This is a genomic window from Candidatus Methylopumilus planktonicus (assembly GCF_006364715.1).
In the GTDB taxonomy this organism is placed as follows: Bacteria; Pseudomonadota; Gammaproteobacteria; order Burkholderiales; family Methylophilaceae; genus Methylopumilus; species Methylopumilus planktonicus_A.
The window spans coordinates 986,955-1,013,768 of record NZ_CP040984.1 but is presented as its reverse complement, the minus strand read 5'-3'; the positions used below and the strand labels follow the sequence as shown (position 1 = coordinate 1,013,768).

Below are 26,814 nucleotides of genomic sequence, written 5' to 3'. Positions count from 1 at the left end.
TTTTATTTCTCTATAATTTTTTTTATAAGCTTAAATAATTCTCGATTATATTTAGGTGCTTTATCCTTACTTTTTTCTTCAACCGCTTCTTTGATTGTATTTAATAAAATTAATTTTTCTTCAGTTGGAAACTTAATTAAGAAGTCATTAATACTTCCTGGCTCTTCAACTAATTTTTTCCGCCATAATTCTATATTATGAAAATGTTGTTTTTCTTTAATTTCTTGCTGATCCCAAAAAGTCATAATAGTATTTAATTCAGTTGCATCAAATTTTCTCATGAGCTTCCCGATATATTGACTTTGACGCCTTTTGGCGCCGTTACTCGTAATCTTTTGCATAGCTAAAATGGCTTCGAATAAATCGGGTGGCAAGGTCAACGCCTTTAATTTGGATACTGATAACTCACACAATTTCAATCCAAGTGATTGAAGTTTTTCAGCTTCAAGTTTAAGCTGCGTTCGGCTGACGGTAGTATTTTCGAGATCTTTATCTTTTGCCATATGAATATAAGTGAGTTTATAGAGTGACTATTTCTAAGTTATGATAACAGGGTTTACTTTCCCATCTATAGAGACATGAAAAAAAATCAATTTGATTTAGAGCATTTAAAAAAAATTGCTGAACACACAATGCATTATGCAAAGAGCATAGGCGCTACTGCATCTGAAGTTGAGGTAAGTTATGGTACAGGTAAAAATGTTTCTGTACGTTTAGGTAGCCTTGAAACGCTTGAAATCAATAGGGATAAAGGATTTTCTGTCACCCTTTATAATGGGCAGCGAAAAGGTAGCTCTAGCTCATCTGATCTATCAATGCAAAGCATTGAAGATACTGTTGAAGCTGCTTTTAATATTGCGCGCTATACAGCTCCAGATCCTTTTTTTGACTTGGCTGATAAAAATCTTATGGCGACAAACATGCAAGATCTTGATTTGCATAATGCATGGGATATTTCTATAGACGATATGATTGACCTTGCAAAAACATGTGAGGCTTCAGCGCTTGGTGTCAGTCAAAAAATTACAAATTCCGAGGGTGCTAGCGTTTCATCTTCTGAGGGTATTTTTATTTATGCTAATAGCCATGGCTTTATGGGTGGCTATCCTACATCTAGGCATTCGATTGGTTGCTCTGTGATTGGAGAAGAAAAGTCGATGATGCAAAGAGATTATTGGTATTCGTCCGCAAGGCATGTTGAAGATTTAGAGTCTGGTGAATCGGTAGGAAAATTAGCAGGCACAAGAACGGTCTCTCGATTAGGCGCTAAAAAAATTCATACGTGCCATGCGCCAGTTATTTTTGAAGCGCCGATAGCAAGTGGACTTATCTCATCTCTTATTTCAGCCATCTCAGGCGGTAATTTATATCGTCAATCCTCATTTCTTCTAAACTCGCTTGGAGAAAAAGTAGCAAGTGAGCAATTAACGATTGAAGAAGACCCTTTCCTTTTACGCGGAGACGCAAGCTCTATGTTTGACGATGAAGGGGTAGCGACCAATTCGAGACTGTTAGTTGATCAAGGTACCATCAATGGATATCTTCTATCTTCATACTCCGCCAGAAAGCTTGGCATGCAATCAACAGGTAATGCTGGTGGTGCGCATAATCTAATTGTGAAGACCGGCAATCAAAATCTACAAGACCTTATTAAATTAATGCATAAAGGTCTGTTTGTAACAGAGCTACTTGGTCACGGCATAAATATGGTGACAGGTGATTATTCTAGAGGTGCTGCAGGCTTCTGGGTTGAAGACGGGGTGATTACTTATCCAGTGGAGGAAATTACGATTGCAGGCAATATGAAAGATATGTTGAAACAGATTTTAGCTATTGGAAATGATGTTTACAGAAACGGATCGAAACATACAGGTTCGATCTTACTAGAAAAAATGAGTATTGCGTCTAGTTGATAAAAAGCTAATTAATTACCAAATGGAATACTGGAAGGTCTAACGCCTTTCGGATCTTCAACACCGTCTTTAACTAAATTTTCTCTGTTTTGCAAATAACTATCTCGCATGTAAGCATAAGGATCGAAAGATTTGTCTCGAATATCGAAATCAGCCATAAGCTCTGCACGTTTATCAATGACAGCTGCAGCAATAGTCAACCATCGAGTTGTGTCGTCCTCGATATACCCAATTGGATTGAAGAAGAATGCGTCAGTCGCAAAACCAATACCATCTCTAGTGCTTGATGGGCCAAGAATAGGAAGCACTAAATATGCGCCACTATCTAAACCATAGTAACCAAGCGTTTGACCAAAATCTTCTATTGTACGAGCGCCACCTGCTTTTGAATGCACATCAAATAGACCAAGCACTCCCACAGTCGTATTAACAGCAATTCGACCTGTTGTATTAGCAGCTTGCTTAAATTTAAATTGGAATAATTCGTTTACAAGTGTGACTACGTCACGAATATTTTTAAAGAAATTATTTACACCCGTTTGAACAGGGGTTGGTGTAATCGCTTGGTATCCCTGAGCCACTGGTTTTAATGCTACTTTATCGACGACTTCATTAAATTTGTACACTGAACGATTAAGACCTTCGAGAGGGTCTTTGTTTTGTTGTGAAGCACAACCAAACATGACGAAAGTGACTAAGATTGCTACGAGGAATTTGCTTATGTGTTTTGTCATGTCAAAAAGATTCATTAAGTTGCACAAATTATCTATTAATGTTGTTTTTTTGTCTATAACTTATTGAAAATTAAAGCCTAGAGGCCTTTGGTGTGGCATAAAAACAACATCCTAATTTTTAACAGACTTATAGAGGGCTAGAGCTTTAATCCTCTGTGCGGCATGGTCAACGATAGGCTTTGGGTAGTCGATTTTATTGGTGTTTTTACTGAGCCATGGTGAGTGAATCTCATCCTCACTCAACTTATCTAGCTCAGGGACATATTTTTTAATAAATTTACCTTGGGGGTCGAATCTTAAAGATTGCGTAATTGGGTTAAAAATCCTAAACCATGGCTGAGCGTCACAACCAGTAGAAGCTGCCCATTGCCAGCCACCATTATTAGCACTTAAGTCAAAATCAATAAGTTTTTCTGCAAAATACGCCTCCCCCCAGCGCCAATCGACAAGTAGATCTTTGACTAAAAAAGAGGCGGCAATCATTCTAAGTCGATTATGCATAAAGCCTGTTTGATTGAGTTGCCTCATTGCAGCATCCACAATAGGAAACCCAGTTTGGCCATCTGTCCAAGCTTTAAAGTAATCAGGGTTATTTTCAAAAGCGATCGATTCATAGTCTTTTTTGAAAGCTCTGCCCAGTGCTACGTCGGGACGATGGAATAAAATTTGAAAATAAAATTCACGCCAAATCAATTCATTTAGCCACGTTTCAGCGCCTTCACTAAAAGACTCTTGCGTTAAACGAAAAAGCTGTCTTATGGAAAGTGTTCCAAATCGCAAATGAACGGATAGGTAAGAAACGCCTTTAATCGCTGGAAAATCCCGAGTTTTTTTGTAAAGCGCTATTCTTTCCTTAAAATCTTCAACGAGTAATTTTCCCCCAGTCATGCCAGTATGAATTTTAATTTGATGAAGGTTGGTTTTTTTAAATCCCATATCTTCAAGACTCAGTAACGGATCGGATTTAAATTGAGCAAGATTTTCGATAAAAGGCTCAATATCGAAGCGAGGTATAGAAGTTTGGCTAAGTTTTTTTAAGTAATTATTTTTGTAAGGTGTAAAAACAGTATAGGGTTTTTCTAGCGCTGTAAGAATCTCATCTTTTTCAAAAACTACCTGATCTTTAAAATCATAAAAATCGACATTTTTTTTAATCGCAATATTTCTTATTTCTTCATCTCGCTTAATCGCGTGTGGTTCATAATCTCTGTTGATATAGATTGCATCGATCTTAAATGAGTCAATGACACGGGTAATAGCCTCAGAAGCCAAGCTATGTATCACAATTAAATCAGATTTTTTTTGGATGAGACTTTCTTTAAGCTCTTTAATACTTTCCCAAATAAATTCGACTCGCCTATCTTCCTTATTTTTTAAGACATCTAAAATTTCTTTGTCAAAGATAAAAATACAAAAAACTTGCTTAGATTCTTGAAGCGCATGGGAAAGAGCTGCATGATCGTAATCACGTAAATCTCTTCTAAACCAAACAAGTGAGTTGTTATATTTTTTATTCACGATGATAAGGATGATTTTCTAAAATCGAGTGAGCTCGATATAACTGTTCCGCCACTAGCACTCTCACAATTGCATGGGGAAATGTCGATTTAGAGAGGCTCCAAGTGAGATTAGCCTTGCGAAGAATGTTTTCATGAATACCATCTGCACCACCAATTACAAAAGCAATATCTTTGAAATGTTCTGTCCAATGATTTAATTTTTGAGCTAACTCTTGCGATGTGAACTGGACTCCCTTTTCATCAAGCACAATTAAAAACTCTTTATCAAGATGAGATAAAATTTTTTCAGATTCACTTATTTTTTTCTGCTCTATCGAATCAAATTTTTTTTCAGGTTTTATTTCTACAAGTTGAGGGGAAAAATCATGATTGAGCTTTGAAATATAACCATCAAACGCTTCTTTAATCCAGCCTGGCATTTTATTACCAATTGAGACGATTTTAATTTTCAACGAAGCGAATTGATTTTTTTTGGAGTTTGTTTTTTTGCCGGCTCTATCCATAATTCCTCAAGGTTATAATAGGCACGAGTGGTAGGGAGCATAATATGAACAATCACATCATCGACGTCTACAAGAACCCATTCACCTTCTTTTTCTCCTTCAACTCCATTAACGTGAACATTTAGGGATTTCATTTTTTCACAAACATTGTGAGAGAGTGCTTTTGTTTGTCTCGATGAGTTAGCGCTTGCAATCACCATATAGCTTGTAACCGTTGTAATTTTTCTTACATCAATGACTTCAATATCAAAAGCCTTGATATCTTCAAGTGCCTCAACTACTGCTTTTTTAATATCATTCAAGGTCATTGACAACTAAGCAGCCTGTATCTGAATAAAATCTTTTTTTGCAATAATCTGATTTTTTTCATTAACGTAAATAAGCGCTGGTTTATATTTTTCTAGTTCTAGCTCAGAATAATTTGCATAGGTCGCAATAATAATAAGATCACCAGGGTTAGCTTTGTGAGCCGCTGCTCCATTAATCGAAATAACCCCTGAATTTCTTTGTGCCCTGATAGCGTAGGTAGTAAAACGTTCGCCGTTTGTAATATTGTAGATAGCAATTTGCTCATATTCTCTAATGTGAGCTGCCTCAAGCAATGTTTCGTCAATTGCACATGAGCCTTCATATTCAAGTTCAGAATGCGTAACTTGAACGCGATGAAGTTTAGATTTGAGCATCATTCTTTGCATATATTTGGGCTAGAAAACCAGGTATAAAGGATGTCCTATTATAGCCAGTTCAATCCTGGATGCAAAATTCAATATTATCAATGAGGCGAACAGAACCTAGGGTGGCAGCTCCTAAAATAACTATCTGATTTTCATCATGAAGGGGATTTTCAAGTGATTGAGCTGAGCGAATCGATAGATAATCGACCGTCCATCCAGATGCATTTAAGGCGATCACTGATTGCGCTTCAATTTCCTCAAGTGAAGAAGTTTTTTGAATAACCTTTTCCTTCATAGTATTCAATTGTTGCAATAATTGAGGTGCTTTTTTTCTATTCTCTTCGGAGAGTAAATTGTTTCTTGAGCTTTTTGCTAGGCCGTCATGGTCTCGAACTGTATCTATTCCCACAATCTCAATAGGATAGCTGAGCTGTTTGACTAATGCTTTAATTAAAAAGAGTTGTTGAAAATCCTTTTTTCCAAAAAAAGCTATATCGGGCTTAATGAGGGTAAATAATTTACATACAATAGTGGCAACACCATTAAAATGGCCTGGCCTAAATTTCCCACACAAATCATTTGCAATGGGGGGTAGATGAATTTCGGTTGTTTCTAGTTGATCAAGGATATCTTCTTCGGATGGAACAAATACGTAAGGCACGTTCAATCCTTCAAGCATAGATAAGTCTTTTTCTAATGTCCGTGGATAATTTTTAAAATCTTCTTTTGAATTAAATTGAAGTGGATTGATAAAAATGCTCACTACAATATGTTTTGTTTTTTTTAAGGCCTCTTGAATAAGTTTAATGTGCCCTTCGTGGAGATTACCCATAGTAGGGACAAAAGCAATATGGGGCAATGTCTTTAAAGTTTTAATTAATTCGTTTTGAGTATGAATGACATGCATACTTAAGAACGATTTTTTATGAACTCTAAAAGGAGATTTTTTGTATCGCTATTTTTATTTGATGAGGTAGTATTATCCAAATAAAGATCTTGAGATGTATTTGAATTCATTAATAAGTCATACAAAATAAAAACCTCACCATCGCATGTTTCACCTGAATGAAATCCAATAGTTGGAATAGATATTTCTTGCGTAATACGCTTAGCTACATCCTCAGGGACAGATGAAAGGACTAGCATATCAGCCCCAGATTTTTCAAGCGCCTTTGCATCCTCAATAATAGTACCTAGCGTTTTTTCTAGAGCGCATTGAATTTCATTGCTATTCTTATTTTTAATGCTTTGTGGCATATACCCTATATGCCCACATACCTTAATATCTTTTGTTTTCAGGTGTGTCACGATGGAAGATAATGATGCCCCACCTTCGAGCTTCACCATATGTGCCCCCGCTTCAATAAGCGCTAACGCACTTTTATATGCAAGGTCATTCGTCTCATAAGTGTGGATAGGAAGATCGCTGATAATGAATGAAGATTGAGCGCCGCGCGACACGGATTTAGTATGATAAATCATATCGTTTAGTGAAACATTGTGTGTATTAGCTTCACCCTTAATAAATATACCCAGAGAATCACCCACTAAAATAGCATCAACTTCAATTGACTCTAAGAGTCTTGCAAATGATGCGTCGTAGCAAGTGAGAATGGTAATTTTCTTACCACTTTTTTTCATAGATTTAAGAGAAGTTAAATTCATAGCAGTTGGGGATTAAAAAACTCGCGATTACTCTTGATATTCATAATTCGACTAATTAAGAGATCAATGGCATTTTTATCTTTGAGGATATTTAAATTTTCGTTATTAAGAATTAAAACAGGCGAGCGATCATAACTGTGAAAAAATTGGCTATATGATTCAGAAATTGCTTCTAAATATTCAGTTGAAATATCCATTTCAAAATTAATGCTTCTATCTTTAATTCTTTTTTCTAAAGTTTCTATAGATGTTTGAATATAAATAATGAGATCTGGCTTTGGTGCTTTTAATTGTAAGTGAGAAAAGATTTGATGGTAGAGATTAAACTCCTCCTCATCTAAATTAATTTTTGCAAAGATAGGATCTTTTTCAAGAAAAAAATCAGCAATCGTTGATTCTTTAAACATATCTTTCTGTGAAATTTTTTGAATCTGGTCTGCTCTTTGAAAAAGAAAAAATAACTGAGTCGATAAGGCGTAGCGCTTCATGTCCTCATAAAATTTTGGCAGAAAAGGATTTTTTTCGGCTTTTTCGCTTATAAAATTAACCCCGAATCGATCAGCTAAAATTTTTGCTAGCGTTGACTTTCCTGAGCCAATCGGCCCTTCAACTACAATGTAAGGAAATCTATCAAAAATATTCATAAAATTATGCGTTTGGTATTTTCTGGGTCTAATCCCCTAGCTATTTTAGCGATATCTCCGAAAGGGGGGACAGAAATATTTTCATTAATTTCTTGAAGAGGGAAAATAACAAAAGCCCGCTCATGCATTCTAGGATGCGGTATGGTGAGTTTAGGTTCATCTATTCTTAGGTCCCCATAAAGAAGAATATCTAAATCAAGCGTTCTAGGTGCATTAGGGAATGAACGCTCTCTTTTATGTGAGCTTTCTATCATTTGCAGCTCCAATAAGAGCTCATGAGGGCTGAGTTCGGTTTCAATCGAAACTACAGCGTTGACAAAGTCAGGCTGGTCTTTATAACCTAAAGGCGAGCTGGAATAGCAACTCGATTTTTTTATTAGCTTACTTTTAGGCATATTTCCAATTTCATTAAATGCGGTAGTCACTTGATTTAGTGGATTTGCAAGATTACTTCCTACTGCAATGTAAGTTAAGATGCCCATCTTTGACTATTTACGGGTAAGTTGTTTGACCATTAACGATTTTTCATGGTTATCAGCATCAATAAAATTTGTCCACCATATGCCAATACTCTGGTCGAGCTGGTTAGATTGACATCGCAACAGCATAAAGTCATAAGCAGCTCTAAATCTTGGATGGAGTAATAACCTGTATATTTTTTTTGGAGATTGATTTTCGAACCGTGGTTGTAATCGCCATATTTCTTTCATAGTAATTGTGAAGCGCTTATGAATAGGGAAAAGTTTAATTTGTTTTTCGATCACTTCATCAATCGCTTGGTTAAGCCCCGCTATAGAATGTTTAAGATCGACTTTGTATTGATCCCACAATAGATAAACTTGATGCCATAACAAAAATGAAAATAAGAAGCTCGGGTTACATGACTTGTCTTGGTTAATTCTTAAGTCAGTATTTTTAAGGCCATTCGAAATAAAAAGATCAATTACTTCTGACTTCAATTCTGGTGCTAAGAAAAACTGCGCGTAAATACTTTCTTCTTGCATGACTTTATAGCTACTTAATGCATGCCCTGTTAAGAAAAACTTAATAACTTCATCAAACAGTCTTGAATGAGGAATGTCATGAAGCAGAGGGATAATTTTTTTTATAGGACTTCTTGATGGAGTATGCAGAGTCATATTAAGTTTTGCACACACACGGAATGCTCTCAATATGCGAATAGGGTCTTCCTGATAGCGCTTTTCTGGATCACCAATCATACGAATAATCCCATGTTTAAGGTCTTCTAACCCCTCATGAAAATCAACAAGCTTATGATTCGTTGGGCTGTAAAACATTGCATTAATAGTGAAGTCACGTCGCATTGCGTCCTCTTCTATTGTGCCGTAATGGTTATCATCTTTAATCACGGAACCATCAGACTGAGGAATTTCTTTTTGTTGGGAGCGGTATGTTGAGACTTCGATGACCTCTCGTCCGTAAATCACATGGACTAATTTGAAACGTCGCCCAATCATTCTAGAGCGTCTAAATAAATGATGGATTTGATCAGGTGTAGCGTTTGTAACTACGTCAAAGTCTTTCGGCTTAATCCCAAATAAAAGATCTCTTACTGCCCCACCTACAAGATAGGCCTCAAAGCCGTTCTCTTCTAGAACTTCTATAGTTTTTATTGCATGAACGCTGATAAGACTGATATCAATTTTTTCGAAATCGATTTCAAAATTAGATTTTTTAGTTTTTTTAAATTTTTTAAAAAAGGCTTTAAGTATGGGAGGGGTCGCTGACATCAATGAAGATCTGTATTAACTAATATCTTTTTTCCAGAAAACATCTTTAACTTTTTTATGTTTATTGATAACTCTAGCAAGAACAAATAAAAGATCTGAGAGCCTATTAATATACTGCAGGGAGTATGCGTTAATCGCGTCTTTTGCGTTGAGTTTAAATATAGCCTGTTCGGTTCTTCTGCAAATCGTTCTCGCCATATGACAAAATGCTGCAGCTCTAGAGCCTCCAGGAAGGATAAATTCTTTCAGGGGAGGTAAGTCTTTATTGTAAGAGGTTATGATTTCTTCTAATTCAAGAACATCTTTTTTTTTGATGATTTTATATCCTGGCATTGATATCTCGCCGCCTAGATTGAATAAATGATGCTGTGTAACAGTTAACATTTTATTGATTTTGGGTGGCAGACTTTCTGTCAGCATAAGCCCAATCATTGAATTAAGCTCATCTATCGCACCGAGCGCTACGATACGATCACTAAATTTATTAGTTCTTGATCCATCGCCAAGGCCTGTGGATCCTTTGTCCCCACCCCTCGTGAATATTTTTGATAAACGGTTACCCATGATTTTCCTTTTCAATCATTGTACATTAAGCTTACTATCATCTATATTTAGATTTGAATAAAACTTTAGATAAATCTCATGTCTCCATCTCAAAATAATCCTATTGGTGTGATTGACTCCGGAGTAGGCGGTATTTCAGTACTTAAGTGTATAAGAGAGCATTTATTTCATGAGAATCTCATTTACGTTGCAGATTCTAAGTTTGCGCCTTATGGTGAAAAATCATGCGAAGAAATTACCCGTCGCGTCTTAACTGTTTTTGATTTTTTAAATAAACAAGATGTTAAGTCTGTTGTAATAGCCTGCAATACCGCCACAGCTGCATCAATTCAGACACTTAGAGATCGCTTTAGTTATCCAATAATAGGTATGGAGCCAGCAGTTAAGCCCGCCTCATTAATGTCTAAAAATAAAGTAGTTGGCATATTAGCAACATCAGGCACTTTGTTAAGTGCAAAATTTTCAGCACTTCTCGAGCACCATAGTAATGATATTCATTTTATTACGCAGCCATGTTTTGGCTTGGTTGAGCTTATTGAGCATGGAGATTTAGATAGTCCAGCGCTTATTGCACTTTTAAAAAAATACATTGATCCTCTTTTAAAAGAAAAAATTGACACCCTAGTTTTGGGTTGTACACATTATTCTTTTTTAAAACCCGCAATTCAAACATTAATACCAGACCACATTAAGATTGTAGATACAGGCAATGCAGTAGCAAATTATTTAAAACATGTGTTAGTAGAAAAAGATTTACTAAGCCAAAATATAGCGTCAGGGACAACTAATTTCTGGACAAATAGTTTGGATAAAAATGCAGATAAGATTATGGCTGATTTATGGGGAGGAAACCCAGAAAGCTATAATTACAGAGGCCTTTGGGTTTAATTTATTTTAGTTTGTAAGTTGTGCCGCAATAGGGGCATGACACCATGCCCGTTCGCGTAATATCTAAAAACACTCTTGGGTGAGATGAAAATAAATTTTCTTTTTCCGTAGGACAAAACAATGGGAGACTTTTTTTATCTACACTTATCACTTGATTATTCATGATTTAAACGTGAGTGAGCCACTCTGCATATTTTTTTGATTTTCCTGTAACAGCATCAAAATAAATACTTTGTAATTCTTTGGTTATTTCTCCGCGACCCCCTTTGCCAATCATTCTTCTATCCAGTTCTTTAATGGGCGTTACTTCAGCAGCTGTGCCTGTAAAGAAAGCTTCATCGGCAGTATAGACTTCATCTCGTGTGATTCTTTTTTCAATCACTGGTATTTTTAAATCATTTGCGATTTGAATGATCGTATCGCGGGTAATACCTTCTAGTGCGCTAGTCAGATCCGGCGTAATCAGTTTGTTATGTTTGATGATAAATATATTCTCACCTGAACCCTCAGTTACTAAACCATTTACATCAAGTAATAATGCTTCGTCATAGCCATCTTGAATTGCTTCTTGATGAGCTAGAATTGAATTCATATAGTTACCATTTGCTTTAGCTTTACACATGGTGACGTTGACATGATGCCTTGAAAAAGAGGACGTTTTTACACGAATACCATTTTCAAGTGCTTCTTTGCCCATATAAGCACCCCATTGCCATGCTGCAACGATGACATGCGTTGATAAAGCTTTTGCAGAAATTCCCATGGCTTCAGCCCCATAAAACGCCATAGGTCGAATATAAGCAGATTCCAATCTATTTTCTTTAACGGCTTTTTTGTGAGCATCCATAATGACATTTTTGTCATAAGGCATTTTCATTCCAAGAATATGCGCAGAATTGAAGAATCGATCTGTATGTTCCTTAAGCCTAAAAATGGCAGTACCTTCATTGGTTTTATAGGCCCTTACTCCCTCAAAGACACCCAAACCATAGTGAAGCGTGTGAGTGAGCACGTGAGTTTTGGCATCGCGCCAAGGCGTCATTTTGTTATCGAACCAAATGTGTCCGTCACGATCTTCCATTGATGTTGGGATTGCCATAGTTTTCCTTAAAATTGGTGAAGCTTTGTTATGTTTCTTCTAGATTTATTGCCATTTATTAACATGATAAAATGAATCGCTTTTATTGAGAAATATATTATGAAAAAAATTGTACTTTTATTTTTAACCCTCATTTGTCTTATCTCTTGTCAAAACTCTCATGATCAGACTTTTGTAGGCACAGATATAAGCTCAGTTCCTATTGACACGACTTTTAGGTTAAAAGACTTTAATGGGCAGATAAGAACATTAGAAGATTTCAAGGGTAAGGTAGTGGTGATTTTCTTTGGATTTACGCACTGCCCTGATATATGCCCTACAACTTTGACCGACCTTAAAAAAACAATGGCCCTTCTCAAAGATAAGGCTTCAGACGTACAAGTTATCTTTATCACTTTAGACCCGGCTCGAGATACCGAGGATGTTTTGAAGAAATTTATTCCTACATTTAATAGCTCTTTTCTCGGGCTTACTGGATCAGAGAGCGACATTAATAAAGTCATAAGTCAATTTAAGATTTTTTATCAAAAAGTGAATGATGGAAGTAAATCTGGCTATACGATTGATCACAGCGCAGGTTTATATGTGCTTGATAAGAAGGGAAGCATTAAGCTTCATACAAGTCACGGACAAAAACCTGAAGATTTGGCGAGCGACCTCGCAAAGCTTATTTAACCAATAAGATACAAATCGCTTGAGAGCGTTTTGAGTTCTTTTTCTGATGAGCGATATTCAGGAAGGACTTTTTCTACTTCTTCCCAAAAACGATTTGAATGATTCATTTCCTTGAGGTGAGCTAATTCATGACAAATCACATAATTGATAATATGCGGAGGTGCTTGGATTAACCTCCAATTAAGTCTAATTTCTCTTTTAGAGTTACAGCTTCCCCATCGAGATTTTGCATTTGAAAGGTAAACGTTAGAAGGATGAACATTAAGTTTAACGCTAAACACTTCTACTCTTCGAACAAAGTCTTTCAATGCTTTTTCTTTTAACCATTTTGATACGAGCTTAGCGGAATGGATTTGATCATTCACACGATTCGTATGGACATGGAGTATGTCTTTATCTTGCAGAACTGAGTTTGTTTTGCTCGCCTTGAGACTAAGGATAACTTTATTGCCCAAAATGTGAATTAATTCACCTGTTTTCCAATTGATTTTCTTTTTCTTGCTTAATTGAAGGGAGAGCTTCTCTTGAATCCAATCAAGTTTTGGCGCAATAAGTTCTTCAATACGAGATCTGGGAATAAGAATAGGCGCATGAATAACAAGGCCGTCGTGATCTACTTTCAAACCAATGGTTCTTCGATTTCTTCTTTTTAGAAGGTATTTAATTTTTTTACCGCTAGGTAAAAATAACTCAAGATTGGTAGGTTTTAAATTAATCATTTAAATGTAAAACCTCTTTTTCAATCCAATTTTCGGTAAGCCTAATAATTTCATCAGGGTTTTTATTTTTTACATCTATAGCTTCGCCGATACTTACTTGGATGGTTCCTGGTTTTTTAAGAATTGAATTTTTTGGCCAAAATAAGCCTGCATTATGAGCAACAGGAATGACCTGCGTATTTGTTTTTGAAGCAACCCAAGCACCGCCAATATGATATTTACCTTTTTGTCCTGGATGAGTTCGCGTGCCTTCAGGAAACATGACAATCCAAAAACCTTTTTTGAGTCGATCAAGACCTTGGGTAAGAATTTGTTCTAGAGATTTTCGTCCTGCTTTACGATTAATGGCGATTGGAGATGTCATGGCTAGGCCCCATCCGAAAAACGGAACCCATAATAATTCTTTTTTAAGTACCCAAACTTGCGGAGGAAATATTTTTTGAAAAGCAAGTGTTTCCCATGCTGATTGATGTTTGGAAAGTACAATCGATGCAGTTGAACCTATGTTTTGCTCCCCTTTGACAACAAAATTTAGATTACAGGAAATTCGAAGCCAATATAGCATTGTTTTTGCCCAAATTGAAATAAATTTATATCTTGTAAGAGCTGGAAACGGAAATGTAAGAAGGGATACCAAGGTAAATGGAATAGTAAAAATCCACATACCAATTAAAAAAATAATGGATCTTAAATAAAGCATTATTTTAAGTTAAACATACTCCGTAATAATTCTTTGTGCCGCCTCTGCAAGGTTTTCACAAATCCAGGTATTTTTGGGTAACCCACCTTTTGCAAGCGTCTCTTCTCCTTTGCCTGTTTTGACAAGGATAGGCTGAGCACCTGCTGCATCGAAGGCTTGCAAATCTCTTAATGAGTCTCCGACGGCTGGAACCTTTATTAAATTGATAGAAAATCGATGAGCAATTTCTTTTAACATACCTGGTTTTGGTTTGCGGCATTCACAATCTTCTTCTGCTCTATGGGGACAAAAGAAAATGGCATCGATATGCCCGCCTTGTTGGGAAAGTAATTTAAACATCTTTTCATGTATGAGATTAAGTGTTGATACATCAAAAAGACCCCGGCCAATTCCTGATTGATTGGTCGCTATCACTACTTTGAAGCCAGATTGGTTTAAGAGTGCAATTGACTCTAGGCTATCTTGGATGGGTATCCATTCATTAGGCGTTTTAATAAAATTTACGCTATCTTCATTGATTACGCCATCTCTATCTAGAATGACTAATTTCATAATTTAAGAAGAAAGTTTAGATAAGTCAGCAACTAAATTCATTGCCGAATAGAGTTTTTCGAGGAGGGCTAGCCGATTCATTTTAAGTGATTCATCTTCATCGTTTACCATAACATCTTTAAAAAACTGATCAATCGGATTTTTAAGTTTGCATAGTAATTTTAACGAACCCGAATAATTTTTTCCCATATATTCTTTTCTAGACTCAGCATCTACAAAATCTAATGTGTTATATAAATTAATTTCAGCTTCGTCTTTAAGTAAAGATTGGTTAACTTTTAAGCTTGATTTAACATCAGCTTTTTTAAGAATATTGCCAACTCTTTTATTGGCTGATGCTAAGTCTTCTGATTCGGGGAGCAATAAAAATTCTTTAATTGCATTTAATCTTTTAGGTATTTCATTAATTAAACCTGATTCAATTGCAAGCACGGCTTCGATATCAAGAGCAGCATAACCTTGATCTTTGAAGAAATTGGAGAGGCGATCATAAATGAAAGAATTAAGATCTTTAGACTCGGCTAATTTAGTTGCCTGAATCGACTCGGAGATAACTGTATTTAAATTTAGATCAATATTTTTTTCAGTAAGAATACGAATGATTCCAATAACTTGACGCCTAAGTGCAAAAGGATCTTTGTCACCTGTAGGCTTCTCACCAATACTAAATAAACCTATTAAAGTTTCAATTTTGTCAGCAATGGCAACGATATCTCCAACAGTGCTTCTAGGAAGTGTGTCACCAGAAAATCTTGGCTTGTAATGATCTTCAATTGCAAACGCTATTTCATCAGAAATTTTTTCATTAAGCGCATAATATCTTCCCATAATACCTTGGAGCTCAGGGAACTCACCGACCATATTTGAGGATAAATCTGCCTTTGATAAATCGCATGTAAGAATTACAGCATCGAGTAATTTGGTTTGATTTAAATTTTTTACAATCAGAGATGCAATAGTTTTAACTCTCTCGGATCTTTCAGCCTGTGATCCAAGTTTATTGTGATAAACAATATGTGCAAGCTGTGAGAGATATTCTTTAAGTGGCTTTTTCTTGTCTTGCGAATAAAAAAATTCTGCGTCTGATAATCTTGGTCTGATAACTTTTTCATTGCCCTGAGTAATGAGATCCGAATTTTTTGGCGATATATTTGAAACAATCAAAAATTGATTAGCTAGTTTGTTATTTTTATCAATCAAAGGAAAGTATTTCTGGTTGGCTTTCATGCTTAAAATAAGACATTCTTGAGGAACGTCAAGAAATTTAGACTCAAATTCCCCCGCTAAAATATTCGGATATTCAACGAGCGCTGTTACTTCATCAAGAAGATCTTCGTCGTCAATAGGAGTAAGTTGATTTGAAAGATGAGCTGCTTTTTCATTTAAGGCATTTTTAATTAGTGCTTTTCTTTCGTCAAAAGAAACGATCACAGCGCCTTCGGCTTTCATTTGCTCTTTGTATTGGTCTGCATGTTGAATCTCAATTATTTCTTTTTTCGATTCGAATCGATGACCGAATGTTGTTCTATTCGATGAAATACCTAGAACATTTGCGTCGATGATATGGGCCCCATGAAGAATTACCAATCCATGAGCTGGCCGCACAAAATAAACAGTCGTCCATCCATCCGCAAGTTGATAGGACATCATCTTTTTTATGGGTAAACGCGAGAGGCTTGAAGAAATACATTCAGCAATAATATTTTTTAGCTTTGCACCTTCTACATTTTTATTGATATATAAAATTTCAGCATTATTTTCATTTTTTTTAACGATCTCACTCAAAGCTTTTTCGTTTAATCCAATAGCATGTAATTTTTTTAATAATGCATCAGTTGGTTTTTCTGAGGTATCAAATCCAACCGATGCAGGCATTAGTTTGATTGATACATTCTCGTTATCTGCTTCATCTTTAACATTTTTTAAATGTAAGCCGATTCTTCTTGGCGTTGAAAAGATTAAATCTTCAGATATTTCATTTACGAGATGATGTTTTGCAAGAAATTCTTTTATATTTTTTGCGAACGCAATGCCCAGCTGTTTTTGTGATTTTGGAGGAAGCTCTTCGGTTAAAAGCTCAATAAGTAAATTATCTAACTTCACGATTTAACCATCTTTTTTGTATTGAGTTGGTCAATAATTTCTTTCGCATGATTTTTATCAGCCAAGGGAAAACCTAAATTTGCCCGACTTAGTAGGTAGCTGCTAGCAACATTACGAGCCAAATTTCTAATACGACCAATATATTCTGCTCTCTCAGTGATACTAATAGACCCTCTTGCATCTAGAAGATTAAAAGAGTGTGCTGCCTTTAATACTTGTTCGTAAGCAGGAAGAGCTAAATGTTCGCTTATGAGGTGATTGGCTTGTTTTTCATGGGCAGTAAACGCTTGAAATAAAAAATCAACATCACTATGTTCAAAGTTATATGCACTTTGTTCAATTTCATTTTGAAGATATACATCTCCATACTTTAAATTATCAGTCCATGTGAGATCGTAGACATTATCAACCCCTTGGATATACATAGCCAGCCGTTCGAGTCCGTAAGTGATTTCTCCTGTGATCGGTTTGCAGTCAATGCCACCTACTTGTTGAAAGTAAGTGAATTGTGTAATTTCCATTCCATTGAGCCAAACTTCCCATCCTAAACCCCAAGCCCCAAGCGTTGGATTTTCCCAGTCATCTTCTACAAAGCGAATATCATTTTCTTTAAGATTAAAGCCGAGCGCTTTGAGTGAGCCTAAATAAAGCTCAAGAATATTTAATGGGGAAGGCTTAAGAACAACTTGTAACTGATAGTAATGTTGAAGTCTATTTGGATTTTTACCATAGCGCCCATCTTTTGGACGTCGACTTGGTTGAACGTAAGTTGCCTTCCATGGCTCCGGCCCAAGTGACCTTAAAAAAGTTGCAGTATGTGAAGTACCTGCACCCACTTCCATATCATAAGGCTGAAGAATGGCACATCCTTGGTTAGCCCAATAATGTTGGAGTTTGAGAATAATGTCTTGAAAGGTTAGTTGCATAATGAGTTGATCTTTAATTCAAGCATTCTACTTCTTTTTCAATACCCATAAAAGCTTTGAATGCCTCATGAACCAACCAAGAAGCACAATGAAACATAAAATAATGACAGGCCAATTGCCACAAAAAACATAAGGCGTTGTATTTTTAAATCCTTGCACATAACCTTCGAGGATGCCCTCAGTAAATGCGGGCAATATTTTCTTAACAATACCATGTTCATCAATAATCGCCGTGGCACCTGTATTTGTTGAGCGAATTACCATTCTTCCTGTTTCGATCGCCCTTGCTTGAGAAAATTGCAAGTGTTGATAGGCTGCAATAGATCTTCCATACCATGCATCGTTACTGACATTGGCTAAAATTGTTGCAGAAGGAAGTGCTTGAATAATTTCTTCGCCAAAAACATCCTCATAACAAATATTAAAAGCAATTTTCTGATTTTCAATTGCTATGGGCTCTTGCCGATTACCGCCCCTAGATAAGTCATTCATAGGCATATTAAGATAATGCGTATAAATATATGTAAAGATAAATTTTAATGGTATGAATTCGCCAAATGGCACTAAATGTGATTTTCGATAAACTTGAGATGAATCATTGCCTAAATTTAATACTACATTAAAGTATTTTGTATCTTGGCGTTCAATCGCACCAATAAGAAGGTGACCTCGTTGTTTTGTGGCATGAAGTAAGGTAGATTTTTTAAATGTTTCCGGAATGTATTCGACAAGGAGTGGTAAAGCAGTTTCTGGCAGAAGAATAATTTGACCTTTTGTTTTTTGAATAAGCTTTTGATAAGTTTGTAGCGTTTGTATAACAGTTTCTTTTTGCCATTTAATATCCTGAGCAATATTGCCTTGAACTAGCGATATAGATATAGGTTCACCTGTAGGCTCAGTCCATTCAATATATTTTAAAATTTGACCCGATACCAATACAGCTGCAACTAGACCAACCTTTAAAAGCTTTGAGCGTTTGTCTTTACTGAGTAGTGTAAAGCTGAGCAGCAGTGCTAAAGAAGTTAGTATGAGAGTCAGCCCGTAAATGCCAATAATAGGGAGGAATCCCACAAGAGGGCTCGAAGGTACTTGTGAATATCCCATGGTGAGCCATGGAAAGCCAGTGAAGAGCCAGCCTTTAATCCATTCAAAGAATGTCCAAATAAATGGGATTAAAAAAAGGCTCGATTTTCGATGCAAAGAAAACCATCCAGTAATACCAATAAAAGAAGCACAGAAAAGGCAAAATAAAAAAGTACTCAAACAGGACAGCCATGAGGGCATACCGCCATATGTATTGAGACTTATGTAAATCCATGAAATACCGAAGCCAAATAAGCCCAGACCAAAAAAGAGACCTGAGAAAAATCCTTGCCTGGCACTCTTTAGTTTATGCCAGATGTAAAAAAGACCACTTAAAGAAATAAGAGAAATGAAATGATGGTTAAAGGGAGCAAAGCTCAGAACTGAAAGAGCTCCGAGCCAAAAAGAAATAACTAAATAGAAGAGGGGGTAATGTTTATTCAAAATACAAATGCCGTTTAAGGCAATTGTACTGAATTATCAAGAATAAAGCCTTAAAAGTAACTAAGGCTTCTGAATTTGATAAGTTTGAGAAGGGGTTGATGAAGACTTTTCAGTGCTATTTTGAAAAACAACAGTTTCAACAAACTCATCTAGAAAATCTAACTCAGTTACAGGATAAAAGCGCCCATCTTCTGCAGTATTGATATTGTGATATCGCCAGACGGACCCTACAATCTGCTCAGAAGATTTCACCTTAATATCTTCTTTGGAAGCTGGCTCTCCAAGCGCCTTAAGAATTTCATCCTTATTAAAACGACTGATAGCTTCAATAAAGGATTTTTCGTCTACCGGGAGAATGCTTCTATCAGGACTAATCTCCATAGCGCATAAATATGGCGATGTGATTAAACATATAGCTAAAAATAGTTTTTTCATGGAAGACTCCTAATACTTTTGGAAAAAAAATAAGTCGATTAGTTCAAAAAATTACACGCTATTAATGGGGTTGTCAATTTCAAGAAGGACGGAATAGAGTTTACGACTATCAGCCCTTAGTATTGTGATCTTAAATCCCTGAAAAGTGATTTTTTCATCTCGCTTTGGGAGGTGACCAAACGCTTGAATAATTAAGCCACCAATTGTTGAAAACTCTTCATTGCTAAAGCTGACATTAAAGTATTCATTGAAATCTTCAATTTCTGTCGATGCTTTTACTCTGTAGTGACCATTCTTATCTTGAATAATATTGTCTTCAGTTTCATCAAAATCAAATTCATCTTCAATTTCACCAACGATTTGCTCTAATACATCCTCGATCGTGACCATACCTGAAACACCCCCATATTCATCTACGACGATAGCAATGTGATTTCTACTACCTCTAAACTCTTTAAGAAGGACATTAAGTCTTTTAGATTCGGGAATAAATACAGCAGGGCGTAACATGTCTCTAATTTCAAAGTCATCACCTGCATAGTATTTAAGAAGATCTTTAGCAAGTAAAATACCTATCACATCATTTTTATCATCTTCAATTACAGGGAAGCGAGAGTGAGCTGTTTCCATAACAAAAGGGATAAATTTTTCCGGTGAATGCGAGATATCAATTACATCCATCTGGGATCTTGGAATCATAATATCTCTTACTTGCATTTCGGAAACTTGGAGCACGCCCTCTATCATTGAAAGCGAATCAGCATCCATTAAATTTTTTTCATATGACGATTTAAGTAACTCAAAAAGCTGTTCGCGATCCTCAGGCCCTCTTAAAAGAAAGTGACTGAGGCGTTCGATTAATTTTGACTTCTTTAATTCGCTCATTGCGATTTACTCTCTTTTATAAGATAAGGATTTTTATAGCCTAACCCAGTTAAAATTTTTATTTCCTTAGCTTCCATAATATCAGCATCTTTTTTGTTTTCATGGTCGTAACCATATAAATGAAGTGCGCCATGAATAATAAGATGAGCGTAGTGGGCCTCAAGTTTTTTAGATTGTTCAAGTGCCTCTTTTTCGATGACTGGGGCGCAAAGAACAATATCTCCAATTAAATGAACCTCATCATCCACAAGGAAAGAAAGTACATTTGTAGGATATTTTTTTTTACGATATATATTGTTTAGGTTTTGTGACTCATCGTTATCTACAATTCGAATTGTTATCTCAGCATTTTTATCAACCACAGACATAAGCCATTTTAGGCATTGTGTTTTTTTTAATATCGGTTTTGTATGCACCATATCTTGTATCGCAATGATCGGTTTTGATTCCATTTGAAGTTAATTACTTACTTTCTTTCTTCTCGAAGTTTTCATAAGCATTGATAATTTTTTGGACAAGTGGATGCCTGACTACATCCTCAGATAAGAAGTGAGTAAATGCAATACCCTTAACTTTGGATAAAATTTTCTTTGCTTCAATCAGCCCACTTTTTTGACCTTTTGCTAAATCAATTTGTGTAATATCTCCTGTAATTACAGCTTTTGAACCAAAGCCAATCCGCGTCAAAAACATCTTCATTTGTTCAGGGGTTGTGTTCTGCGCTTCGTCTAGAATAATAAAACTTTGGTTTAGTGTACGCCCCCTCATATAAGCTAATGGAGCAATCTCAATAATACTTTTATCAATCATTTTATGGACATTATCGTAACCTGCTAGATCATAAAGCGCGTCGTACAGAGGCCTTAGATAAGGGTTTACTTTTTGTGCTAGGTCGCCTGGAAGAAAACCTAATCTCTCCCCAGCTTCTACAGCAGGCCTGACCAAGACGATGCGTTTAATTTTATCTCGGTTAATGGCATCCACAGCACTTGCAACAGCAAGATATGTTTTGCCTGTGCCTGCAGGCCCAATTCCAAAAGTAATATCAAAATCTTGTATATTGTTTAAATATGCATTTTGTCTTGGTGTTCTTCCTCTTAGGTCACTTCGTTTTGTTTTAAGCTCATTAATTTCTGCAGTTGCTTTTATCACTTCTTCAAATTTATTTATTTCGACAAGACCTAATTGAATATCTTCCAATTCAATAGGATCACCTGCTTGTTTATAAAATTTTTGAATAAGCATGGCCGCAGCTTTGACATTTTTTGAAGAACCGTTGACAACGAAATTTGATCCGCGTCTTACAATATCGACTTCCATAGCCGCTTCAATTTGTTTTAGGTTTTGATCCAATGCACCACATAAATTAGATAGCTGTCTATTACTGTCAGAAGGTAAATTGAATTCCATGCCCATATTAAATAATATCTCCGCGAAGTCTTTTCGAAGTTACCTCAGTAATTATTACATCTACAAATTGATTAATAAATGATTTATCAGTTTTAATGTCAACCACTCTATTATTATCTGTTTTACCAGCCATTTCAGCTGGATTTTTCCATGACTGACCATCAATTAGAATGCGCTGCTTTGTCCCTAACATAAGGTGGCTAATCGCCTTGCCTTGAGCTTCGTTTATTAATTGTAATTCATTCAATCTTTTTAATTTTATCTCATGTGGAATTTCATCATGAATATATGAGGCTGGAGTTCCAGGTCTTGGACTGTATAAAAAACTAAAACTGAAGTCAAATTGCACTTCTTCCATAATTTTTTTTGTCAGCTCAAAATCTGCGTCTGTTTCATTGGGGAATCCGATAATAAAATCAGAGCTTATTGAGATTTGAGGACAATTCTTTTTTAACTTTCTTACAATATTTTTATACTCCAACGCCGTGTAATTTCTTTTCATGGCTGACAATATGCGATCTGAGCCAGATTGAATTGGTAAATGAAGGTGAGTTGCAAGTTTTGGAAACCTTCCAAAACATTCAAGAAGGCTGTCATTCATTTCATTAGGATGGCTTGTTGTGAATTTAATACGTTTAATTTCATCAATCTCAGATATATATTCTATAAGTAAAGCCAGATCAGCAGGCGTTCCATTCTTAGTTAGCGATCGATAGGCATTCACATTTTGTCCTAGCAAAGTTATTTCTTTTGCGCCCAAGGAGGCTAGATGAACAACTTCGGCTAATACATCCTCAAACGGCCTCGAGATTTCTTCTCCTCTCGTGTAAGGGACGACACAGAACGAACAATATTTGCTGCAGCCTTCAATAATTGAAACCATGGCTGAAGCACCGGTAAAACTAGGGGGAGGCAAATAATCAAACTTTTCTATTTCAGGGAAAGAAATATCAACTTGTGACAAGCCAGCCGATCTTCTTTTTCTTACTAAATCTGGTAATCGATGAAGCGTTTGTGGGCCAAAAATAAGATCCACAAAAGGGGCTCGCTTAAGAATATTTTCTCCTTCCTGGCTTCCAACGCAACCACCAATTGCAATTAGTAGGTTGGGATTAATTTTCTTAAGGGCTTCATACTCGCCAAGATGGCTGTATATTTTTTCTTCAGCCTTTTCTCTTACGGAACATGTATTTAAAATAATAAGATCTGCTTCTTCGGGATTTTCAGTTTTAGAGCTTGCGTGGGCCTGATTTAATATATCTTGCATTTTTGATGAGTCATACTCATTCATTTGACAGCCGAATGTTTTAATAAAAACTTTTTTAAGCATAAAGCTACAGGAATAGATGGTGGATCAAAATTAGAATATTTTAAGTATAGTGGCTTTAAGTGATTAAGAATACAGGTAAATTATTGCATTTTAGATAAGATTTACCTTTCAATGAACATGTAAAATGATGCTATGAAAAGTTTCCCGATTTTTATTAATTTAATACATAAGCCGGTTTTGGTTATTGGGGGAGGGGATGTTGCTTTAAGAAAGATTGATATGCTTCTTAAGGCTGATGCAAAGATTACTGTCATTGCTTCTAAATTATGTACTGAATTAAAGCACTATCAAAAGTTAAAAAAAATTCAAGTCAAAATAAAGTCCTTTGAGAAAAATGATATAACTCATTCGGTACTTGTTGTTGCAGCGACTGATAATAAAAAAGTTAATTCTCTAGTTTCTAAAACTGCTCAAGCCCTTAATATTCCAGTCAACGTAGTTGATGAGCCTGCGCTTTGTTCATTTACAATGGGGTCGATTATAGATCGATCACCTTTATTAATTACAATTTCTAGCGAGGGCAATGCTCCTGTATTAGCTAAATTTGTTCGTGAAAAAATTGAAGCCTTAATTCCTCATAACTTTAGCAAGCTTGCATCTATCATGGGTTCCATGAGAGATAGCATCAAAGGGCGATATGAAACTACGCAATCGAGAAGAATCTTCTGGGAAAATTTTATTGATCATCCTTTAGTCAGGCAGTTTCTCAACCAAACCAAAAAAATGAGTACTCAGCAATTAATAGCATTGGTAAAAAAGAATGGCATACAAAAAAAACAGGGAGAAGTTTTCTTGGTTGGTGGTGGACCCGGGGACCCAGATTTGCTCACATTTAGAGCTCTCCATTTAATGCAGCGATCAGATGTATGTGTTTATGACAAGCTTGTCAGTAAGGATGTATTAAATCTTGTGAGACGTGATGCAGAATTAATTTACGTTGGCAAGGAAAGAGACAGACATACCTTGCCACAAGACAAAATTAATCAATTGCTCGTAAAGTTAGCAAAAAAAGGCATGCGTGTTTTGCGTTTAAAGGGTGGCGACCCTTTTATTTTTGGCAGAGGCGGCGAAGAAATAGAAATGCTCATGGAGCATAAAATTCCATTTCAAGTCGTACCCGGCATTTCTGCTGCCAATGGCGTCTCAAGTTATGCAGGTATTCCCTTAACGCATAGAGATTATGCGCAGTCTTGCACATTTGTTACAGGGCATATGAAAGATGAAAGATTGACACTTGAGTGGGATTCGCTAGCTAAACCAAATCAGACTATTGTGATTTATATGGGCCTTTTAGCGCTTTCACAAATATGTGTTGAATTAGTAAAACATGGCGCCCCTAAAGATTTACCAATCGCCGTTGTTGAACAAGGCACAACCTCTCAACAGAGAGTGATCACGGGAGCTCTTTCTAATATTGTTCAAAAGGTGAAGAGAGAAAAATTAAAATCACCCTCTCTTATTATTATTGGAAATGTAGTCAAACTTCGAAAGAAATTAAATTGGTTTAATTAGCTTTCACTAATTAAAGGCAGTATGATTTTCACTTCTAAACCTTTTTTAGCTCGATTTGAGATTACTAATTTACCATTATGAGCTTCAGTAATTTTGTCAACGATTGCTAATCCAAGCCCACAACCCTCTCGATTATTAGCTACTTGTTTTTTATTTATTGATATCACATCAAATCTTTCAAAGGGTTTTAGAAGTCTTTGGATATGATCTGGCGGAATACCTGGGCCATCATCGAGAACAGAAATTGAGATACTTTCTTTATGTTTTCTAATAGTGATTACTACTTCACCCGAGGAGTAGGAAAAAGAGTTATTAATAAGATTATCAAATAACCTTCTAAATGAGATTGGTTTTATGTCATAGAAGATTGGTATTTTTAAATTACTCACAAGAACAATATGACGGTTAAGTATTTGATGTTGATTTTTCATATGACTAAAAAAATCATTGAGATTGGTTGTAACTGTTGCCTCTTGATTAAAACCTCGAACATAATCTATAAATTGATTAAGAATATTATCTATCTCTAAGATATCCTCTTCCATGCTTTTTTTAAGCCCACCCTCAATTTTTTTAGGCAACATTTCAATAGCAATCCTGAGCCTCGTAAGGGGGGTCCTTATGTCATGAGACACACCTGCTAAAAGAACTTTTCTCTCTTGATCTACCTTACCCAAACTCGTAGCCATTTCATTAAAGGTTTGGCTCATAGTGCGGAATTCAGTCACGCTATCCAAAGGAAGTTTTTCGGGTATTTCACCCCTCTTAAGTTTTTCAGTGGCCTGAATTAAAAGATTAAGTGGGCGATTTATTCTTGTTGCGGTTGCATAGGCTCCGATAATTGAAAGTCCTGCAACAATAATGCCCCAGCCGATCCAATGCCATGGGAACGCTCTGTCACCTGGGGTAGGAATTACCGCCCAAAATTCATCTTGATCAATAGAGAAACTGACCCAAAGACCTGGGACACCATAGTGATTAGTAATCACGATAGTATTTTCACCAAGCCTTTCTTTAATTTTACCTGCAACTACTTTTAAAAAAGGATCTGGGGGTAAGGGTTCAATATCTTCAAAATAATAGGCTGGGTAAATCCTTATCTCGCCCTTAGACGATAACTCGGATATGAGCGCAAGTCTCTTATCTTCTCTTGAAGATATCAGAGAGGCCCTTGTGAAGTTAATAACTGTTTCAATCTCCTGAGCGATTGCTTCAGCTCTGGGGCCTCTTTCAAAATAGTCAAATATTCGAATTGACACAACCTGCGCAATGATAAGCACTGTTGCGATAAGAATAAGAAATCTAGCGAGAAGTGTATTTGGAATGAATTTCAATCTACAGCATCACCATCTGGAACAAATATATATCCGAACCCCCACATTGTTTGAAGAAATTTAGGGCTCGTATGATCTTCTTCTAAAATTTTTCTTAATCTTGAAATTTGAACATCGATACTTCTGTCAAAAACATCAAGCTCACGTCCTTTTGCTAATTGCATAATTTGATCTCGGGATAAGGGCTGGCGAGGGCGATCAATAAATACCTTTAATAACTCGAATTCACCGGATGTAATACTGATGGGCGCACCATTTTTTGTGAGACTTCTTGTATCTGAACTAAATATAAAAGGGCCAAACGCTAAGTTTTCAGAATTTGAGGCCTGCGCTTGTTTTAAATCATTTCGTCTTAAGACTGCATTAATGCGCGCCAAAAGTTCACGAGGATTAAATGGCTTTGATACATAATCATCTGCTCCCATTTCTAGGCCCACAATGCGATCAATCTCATCCCCTTTCGCGGTGAGAATAATAATTGGGGTAAAGTTTCCAGACCCCCTCAGTCTTTGACATATAGCAAGTCCACTTTCCTCAGGCATCATAAGATCAAGAATGATGAGGCTCACAGGATGGCTCACAATAAAGTTATCCATCTCTTTGCCACCACTAGCTGCGTGAACATTTAAACCCTGATCAATGAGATATTTAGTCGTAAGATCCCTAATTTTTGGATCATCATCAACTATTAAAATAGATTCTGAATTGGTTGCCATGGCATTAGTCTAGATTGCTGGGTTCATTTTGGAGT

General features: G+C 36.1%; 31 protein-coding genes. 4 read left to right on the top strand and 27 right to left on the bottom strand.

Annotated features, from left to right (window positions below; translation table 11 throughout):
* Positions 1 to 2 precede the first annotated feature (2 nt).
* The gene (gene yjgA / locus FIT63_RS05310) at positions 3 to 503 is read right to left on the bottom strand and encodes a ribosome biogenesis factor YjgA (RefSeq protein ID WP_140006884.1); all 501 of its coding nucleotides are present in this window, start codon (positions 501 to 503) and stop codon (positions 3 to 5) included.
* 75 nt (positions 504 to 578) lie between these two features.
* On the opposite strand from yjgA, the gene pmbA reads away from it, so the two are divergent.
* Positions 579 to 1,913 carry a metalloprotease PmbA gene (gene pmbA / locus FIT63_RS05305; RefSeq protein ID WP_140006883.1) on the top strand — a complete coding sequence of 445 codons (1,335 nt, stop codon included), beginning with the start codon at positions 579 to 581 and terminating at the stop codon, positions 1,911 to 1,913.
* Positions 1,914 to 1,924: 11 nt separating this feature from the next.
* Here pmbA and FIT63_RS05300 read toward each other — a convergent pair whose 3' ends face one another.
* The 11 genes from FIT63_RS05300 to FIT63_RS05250 all read right to left on the bottom strand — a co-directional run bounded on the left by FIT63_RS05300 (position 1,925) and on the right by FIT63_RS05250 (position 9,968).
* Positions 1,925 to 2,647: an MlaA family lipoprotein gene (locus FIT63_RS05300; RefSeq protein WP_140006882.1), complete on the bottom strand. Its 723-nt coding sequence runs from the start codon at positions 2,645 to 2,647 to the stop codon at positions 1,925 to 1,927.
* Between the two features lie 111 nt (positions 2,648 to 2,758).
* Complete coding sequence (locus FIT63_RS05295) at positions 2,759 to 4,165, bottom strand: cryptochrome/photolyase family protein (protein ID WP_189342280.1); 1,407 nt, start codon at positions 4,163 to 4,165, stop codon at positions 2,759 to 2,761.
* Positions 4,158 to 4,619, bottom strand: coding sequence for a 23S rRNA (pseudouridine(1915)-N(3))-methyltransferase RlmH (gene rlmH, locus FIT63_RS05290; RefSeq protein ID WP_189342278.1), 462 nt, complete (start codon positions 4,617 to 4,619; stop codon positions 4,158 to 4,160). The genes FIT63_RS05295 and rlmH overlap by 8 nt, the downstream gene beginning before the upstream one ends.
* On the bottom strand, positions 4,616 to 4,978 hold the full coding sequence (gene rsfS / locus FIT63_RS05285; RefSeq protein WP_140006879.1) for a ribosome silencing factor: 363 nt from the start codon (positions 4,976 to 4,978) through the stop codon (positions 4,616 to 4,618). Before rsfS ends, rlmH begins: the two co-directional genes overlap by 4 nt.
* A gap of 6 nt (positions 4,979 to 4,984) precedes the next feature.
* Complete coding sequence (panD, locus tag FIT63_RS05280; RefSeq protein ID WP_140005610.1) at positions 4,985 to 5,365, bottom strand: aspartate 1-decarboxylase; 381 nt, start codon at positions 5,363 to 5,365, stop codon at positions 4,985 to 4,987.
* Between the two features lie 49 nt (positions 5,366 to 5,414).
* A complete protein-coding gene (gene panC, locus FIT63_RS05275) occupies positions 5,415 to 6,251 on the bottom strand; it encodes a pantoate--beta-alanine ligase (protein ID WP_140006878.1) in 837 nt (278 codons plus the stop codon).
* A 2-nt stretch (positions 6,252 to 6,253) separates the two neighbouring features.
* Positions 6,254 to 6,985 carry a 3-methyl-2-oxobutanoate hydroxymethyltransferase gene (panB, locus tag FIT63_RS05270; RefSeq protein WP_262982103.1) on the bottom strand — a complete coding sequence of 244 codons (732 nt, stop codon included), beginning with the start codon at positions 6,983 to 6,985 and terminating at the stop codon, positions 6,254 to 6,256.
* Positions 6,986 to 7,005: 20 nt separating this feature from the next.
* Positions 7,006 to 7,653, bottom strand: coding sequence for a deoxynucleoside kinase (locus FIT63_RS05265; RefSeq protein ID WP_140006876.1), 648 nt, complete (start codon positions 7,651 to 7,653; stop codon positions 7,006 to 7,008).
* Positions 7,650 to 8,135 (bottom strand): 2-amino-4-hydroxy-6-hydroxymethyldihydropteridine diphosphokinase, encoded by a 486-nt coding sequence (gene folK, locus FIT63_RS05260; protein ID WP_140006875.1) that lies wholly within the window; start codon positions 8,133 to 8,135, stop codon positions 7,650 to 7,652. The genes FIT63_RS05265 and folK overlap by 4 nt, the downstream gene beginning before the upstream one ends.
* A gap of 6 nt (positions 8,136 to 8,141) precedes the next feature.
* On the bottom strand, positions 8,142 to 9,404 hold the full coding sequence (gene pcnB / locus FIT63_RS05255) for a polynucleotide adenylyltransferase PcnB (protein WP_140006874.1): 1,263 nt from the start codon (positions 9,402 to 9,404) through the stop codon (positions 8,142 to 8,144).
* 15 nt (positions 9,405 to 9,419) lie between these two features.
* Positions 9,420 to 9,968, bottom strand: a complete 549-nt coding sequence (locus tag FIT63_RS05250) for a cob(I)yrinic acid a,c-diamide adenosyltransferase (RefSeq protein WP_140006873.1) — start codon at positions 9,966 to 9,968, stop codon at positions 9,420 to 9,422.
* Positions 9,969 to 10,046: 78 nt separating this feature from the next.
* On the opposite strand from FIT63_RS05250, the gene murI reads away from it, so the two are divergent.
* Positions 10,047 to 10,856 (top strand): glutamate racemase, encoded by an 810-nt coding sequence (gene murI / locus FIT63_RS05245; protein ID WP_140006872.1) that lies wholly within the window; start codon positions 10,047 to 10,049, stop codon positions 10,854 to 10,856.
* A 1-nt stretch (position 10,857) separates the two neighbouring features.
* Here murI and FIT63_RS05240 read toward each other — a convergent pair whose 3' ends face one another.
* Positions 10,858 to 11,019, bottom strand: a complete 162-nt coding sequence (locus FIT63_RS05240) for a zinc-finger domain-containing protein (protein ID WP_140006871.1) — start codon at positions 11,017 to 11,019, stop codon at positions 10,858 to 10,860.
* Positions 11,020 to 11,022: 3 nt separating this feature from the next.
* Entirely contained in the window at positions 11,023 to 11,955 is a 933-nt protein-coding gene (locus FIT63_RS05235; protein ID WP_189342276.1) for a branched-chain amino acid transaminase, read from the bottom strand.
* Between the two features lie 99 nt (positions 11,956 to 12,054).
* On the opposite strand from FIT63_RS05235, the gene FIT63_RS05230 reads away from it, so the two are divergent.
* Positions 12,055 to 12,630, top strand: coding sequence for an SCO family protein (locus FIT63_RS05230; RefSeq protein WP_140006870.1), 576 nt, complete (start codon positions 12,055 to 12,057; stop codon positions 12,628 to 12,630).
* Here the strand turns inward: FIT63_RS05230 and FIT63_RS05225 are convergent.
* The 11 genes from FIT63_RS05225 to miaB are packed head-to-tail and all read right to left on the bottom strand — an operon-like array spanning position 12,627 to position 23,217.
* Complete coding sequence (locus FIT63_RS05225) at positions 12,627 to 13,349, bottom strand: M48 family metallopeptidase (protein ID WP_140006869.1); 723 nt, start codon at positions 13,347 to 13,349, stop codon at positions 12,627 to 12,629. The two genes, FIT63_RS05230 and FIT63_RS05225, sit on opposite strands and share 4 nt — an antisense overlap.
* Positions 13,342 to 14,049 carry a lysophospholipid acyltransferase family protein gene (locus FIT63_RS05220; protein ID WP_140006868.1) on the bottom strand — a complete coding sequence of 236 codons (708 nt, stop codon included), beginning with the start codon at positions 14,047 to 14,049 and terminating at the stop codon, positions 13,342 to 13,344. The genes FIT63_RS05225 and FIT63_RS05220 overlap by 8 nt, the downstream gene beginning before the upstream one ends.
* 9 nt (positions 14,050 to 14,058) lie before the next feature.
* Positions 14,059 to 14,601, bottom strand: a complete 543-nt coding sequence (gene gmhB, locus FIT63_RS05215; RefSeq protein ID WP_046488643.1) for a D-glycero-beta-D-manno-heptose 1,7-bisphosphate 7-phosphatase — start codon at positions 14,599 to 14,601, stop codon at positions 14,059 to 14,061.
* A 3-nt stretch (positions 14,602 to 14,604) separates the two neighbouring features.
* Entirely contained in the window at positions 14,605 to 16,704 is a 2,100-nt protein-coding gene (gene glyS / locus FIT63_RS05210; RefSeq protein WP_140006867.1) for a glycine--tRNA ligase subunit beta, read from the bottom strand.
* Entirely contained in the window at positions 16,701 to 17,630 is a 930-nt protein-coding gene (gene glyQ / locus FIT63_RS05205) for a glycine--tRNA ligase subunit alpha (protein WP_140006866.1), read from the bottom strand. The genes glyS and glyQ overlap by 4 nt, the downstream gene beginning before the upstream one ends.
* 27 nt (positions 17,631 to 17,657) lie before the next feature.
* Positions 17,658 to 19,157, bottom strand: a complete 1,500-nt coding sequence (gene lnt / locus FIT63_RS05200; protein WP_140006865.1) for an apolipoprotein N-acyltransferase — start codon at positions 19,155 to 19,157, stop codon at positions 17,658 to 17,660.
* Positions 19,158 to 19,217: 60 nt separating this feature from the next.
* Entirely contained in the window at positions 19,218 to 19,592 is a 375-nt protein-coding gene (locus FIT63_RS05195) for a hypothetical protein (protein ID WP_140006864.1), read from the bottom strand.
* Between the two features lie 51 nt (positions 19,593 to 19,643).
* Positions 19,644 to 20,477: an HlyC/CorC family transporter gene (locus FIT63_RS05190; RefSeq protein WP_140006863.1), complete on the bottom strand. Its 834-nt coding sequence runs from the start codon at positions 20,475 to 20,477 to the stop codon at positions 19,644 to 19,646.
* Positions 20,474 to 20,929 carry an rRNA maturation RNase YbeY gene (gene ybeY / locus FIT63_RS05185; RefSeq protein ID WP_223259887.1) on the bottom strand — a complete coding sequence of 152 codons (456 nt, stop codon included), beginning with the start codon at positions 20,927 to 20,929 and terminating at the stop codon, positions 20,474 to 20,476. Before ybeY ends, FIT63_RS05190 begins: the two co-directional genes overlap by 4 nt.
* 10 nt (positions 20,930 to 20,939) lie before the next feature.
* A complete protein-coding gene (locus FIT63_RS05180) occupies positions 20,940 to 21,887 on the bottom strand; it encodes a PhoH family protein (protein ID WP_140006862.1) in 948 nt (315 codons plus the stop codon).
* Positions 21,888 to 21,894: 7 nt separating this feature from the next.
* A complete protein-coding gene (gene miaB / locus FIT63_RS05175) occupies positions 21,895 to 23,217 on the bottom strand; it encodes a tRNA (N6-isopentenyl adenosine(37)-C2)-methylthiotransferase MiaB (protein ID WP_140006861.1) in 1,323 nt (440 codons plus the stop codon).
* A 132-nt stretch (positions 23,218 to 23,349) separates the two neighbouring features.
* Here miaB and cysG point away from each other — a divergent pair, with 132 nt between their 5' ends.
* A complete protein-coding gene (cysG, locus tag FIT63_RS05170) occupies positions 23,350 to 24,729 on the top strand; it encodes a siroheme synthase CysG (protein ID WP_140006860.1) in 1,380 nt (459 codons plus the stop codon).
* Here cysG and FIT63_RS05165 read toward each other — a convergent pair.
* Both FIT63_RS05165 and FIT63_RS05160 read right to left on the bottom strand, forming a co-directional pair.
* Positions 24,726 to 26,063, bottom strand: coding sequence for an ATP-binding protein (locus tag FIT63_RS05165; protein ID WP_140006859.1), 1,338 nt, complete (start codon positions 26,061 to 26,063; stop codon positions 24,726 to 24,728). The genes cysG and FIT63_RS05165 overlap by 4 nt on opposite strands.
* A complete protein-coding gene (locus FIT63_RS05160) occupies positions 26,060 to 26,779 on the bottom strand; it encodes a response regulator (protein WP_140005590.1) in 720 nt (239 codons plus the stop codon). The genes FIT63_RS05165 and FIT63_RS05160 overlap by 4 nt, the downstream gene beginning before the upstream one ends.
* Positions 26,780 to 26,814 lie beyond the last annotated feature (35 nt).

Excerpts from the sequence above, each read along its gene's own strand:
- yjgA (WP_140006884.1), bottom strand. The coding sequence starts at position 503 with ATGGCAAAAGATAAAGATCTCGAAAATACTACCGTCAGCCGAACGCAG.
- pmbA (WP_140006883.1), top strand. The coding sequence starts at position 579 with ATGAAAAAAAATCAATTTGATTTAGAGCATTTAAAAAAAATTGCTGAA.
- FIT63_RS05300 (WP_140006882.1), bottom strand. The coding sequence starts at position 2,647 with ATGACAAAACACATAAGCAAATTCCTCGTAGCAATCTTAGTCACTTTC.
- rsfS (WP_140006879.1), bottom strand. The coding sequence starts at position 4,978 with ATGACCTTGAATGATATTAAAAAAGCAGTAGTTGAGGCACTTGAAGAT.
- panD (WP_140005610.1), bottom strand. The coding sequence starts at position 5,365 with ATGCAAAGAATGATGCTCAAATCTAAACTTCATCGCGTTCAAGTTACG.
- panC (WP_140006878.1), bottom strand. The coding sequence starts at position 6,251 with ATGCATGTCATTCATACTCAAAACGAATTAATTAAAACTTTAAAGACA.
- panB (WP_262982103.1), bottom strand. The coding sequence starts at position 6,985 with ATGAAAAAAAGTGGTAAGAAAATTACCATTCTCACTTGCTACGACGCA.
- FIT63_RS05265 (WP_140006876.1), bottom strand. The coding sequence starts at position 7,653 with ATGAATATTTTTGATAGATTTCCTTACATTGTAGTTGAAGGGCCGATT.
- folK (WP_140006875.1), bottom strand. The coding sequence starts at position 8,135 with ATGGGCATCTTAACTTACATTGCAGTAGGAAGTAATCTTGCAAATCCA.
- pcnB (WP_140006874.1), bottom strand. The coding sequence starts at position 9,404 with ATGTCAGCGACCCCTCCCATACTTAAAGCCTTTTTTAAAAAATTTAAA.
- FIT63_RS05250 (WP_140006873.1), bottom strand. The coding sequence starts at position 9,968 with ATGGGTAACCGTTTATCAAAAATATTCACGAGGGGTGGGGACAAAGGA.
- murI (WP_140006872.1), top strand. The coding sequence starts at position 10,047 with ATGTCTCCATCTCAAAATAATCCTATTGGTGTGATTGACTCCGGAGTA.
- FIT63_RS05240 (WP_140006871.1), bottom strand. The coding sequence starts at position 11,019 with ATGAATAATCAAGTGATAAGTGTAGATAAAAAAAGTCTCCCATTGTTT.
- FIT63_RS05235 (WP_189342276.1), bottom strand. The coding sequence starts at position 11,955 with ATGGCAATCCCAACATCAATGGAAGATCGTGACGGACACATTTGGTTC.
- FIT63_RS05230 (WP_140006870.1), top strand. The coding sequence starts at position 12,055 with ATGAAAAAAATTGTACTTTTATTTTTAACCCTCATTTGTCTTATCTCT.
- FIT63_RS05225 (WP_140006869.1), bottom strand. The coding sequence starts at position 13,349 with ATGATTAATTTAAAACCTACCAATCTTGAGTTATTTTTACCTAGCGGT.
- FIT63_RS05220 (WP_140006868.1), bottom strand. The coding sequence starts at position 14,049 with ATGCTTTATTTAAGATCCATTATTTTTTTAATTGGTATGTGGATTTTT.
- gmhB (WP_046488643.1), bottom strand. The coding sequence starts at position 14,601 with ATGAAATTAGTCATTCTAGATAGAGATGGCGTAATCAATGAAGATAGC.
- glyQ (WP_140006866.1), bottom strand. The coding sequence starts at position 17,630 with ATGCAACTAACCTTTCAAGACATTATTCTCAAACTCCAACATTATTGG.
- FIT63_RS05195 (WP_140006864.1), bottom strand. The coding sequence starts at position 19,592 with ATGAAAAAACTATTTTTAGCTATATGTTTAATCACATCGCCATATTTA.
- FIT63_RS05190 (WP_140006863.1), bottom strand. The coding sequence starts at position 20,477 with ATGAGCGAATTAAAGAAGTCAAAATTAATCGAACGCCTCAGTCACTTT.
- ybeY (WP_223259887.1), bottom strand. The coding sequence starts at position 20,929 with ATGGAATCAAAACCGATCATTGCGATACAAGATATGGTGCATACAAAA.
- FIT63_RS05180 (WP_140006862.1), bottom strand. The coding sequence starts at position 21,887 with ATGGAATTCAATTTACCTTCTGACAGTAATAGACAGCTATCTAATTTA.
- miaB (WP_140006861.1), bottom strand. The coding sequence starts at position 23,217 with ATGCTTAAAAAAGTTTTTATTAAAACATTCGGCTGTCAAATGAATGAG.
- cysG (WP_140006860.1), top strand. The coding sequence starts at position 23,350 with ATGAAAAGTTTCCCGATTTTTATTAATTTAATACATAAGCCGGTTTTG.
- FIT63_RS05160 (WP_140005590.1), bottom strand. The coding sequence starts at position 26,779 with ATGGCAACCAATTCAGAATCTATTTTAATAGTTGATGATGATCCAAAA.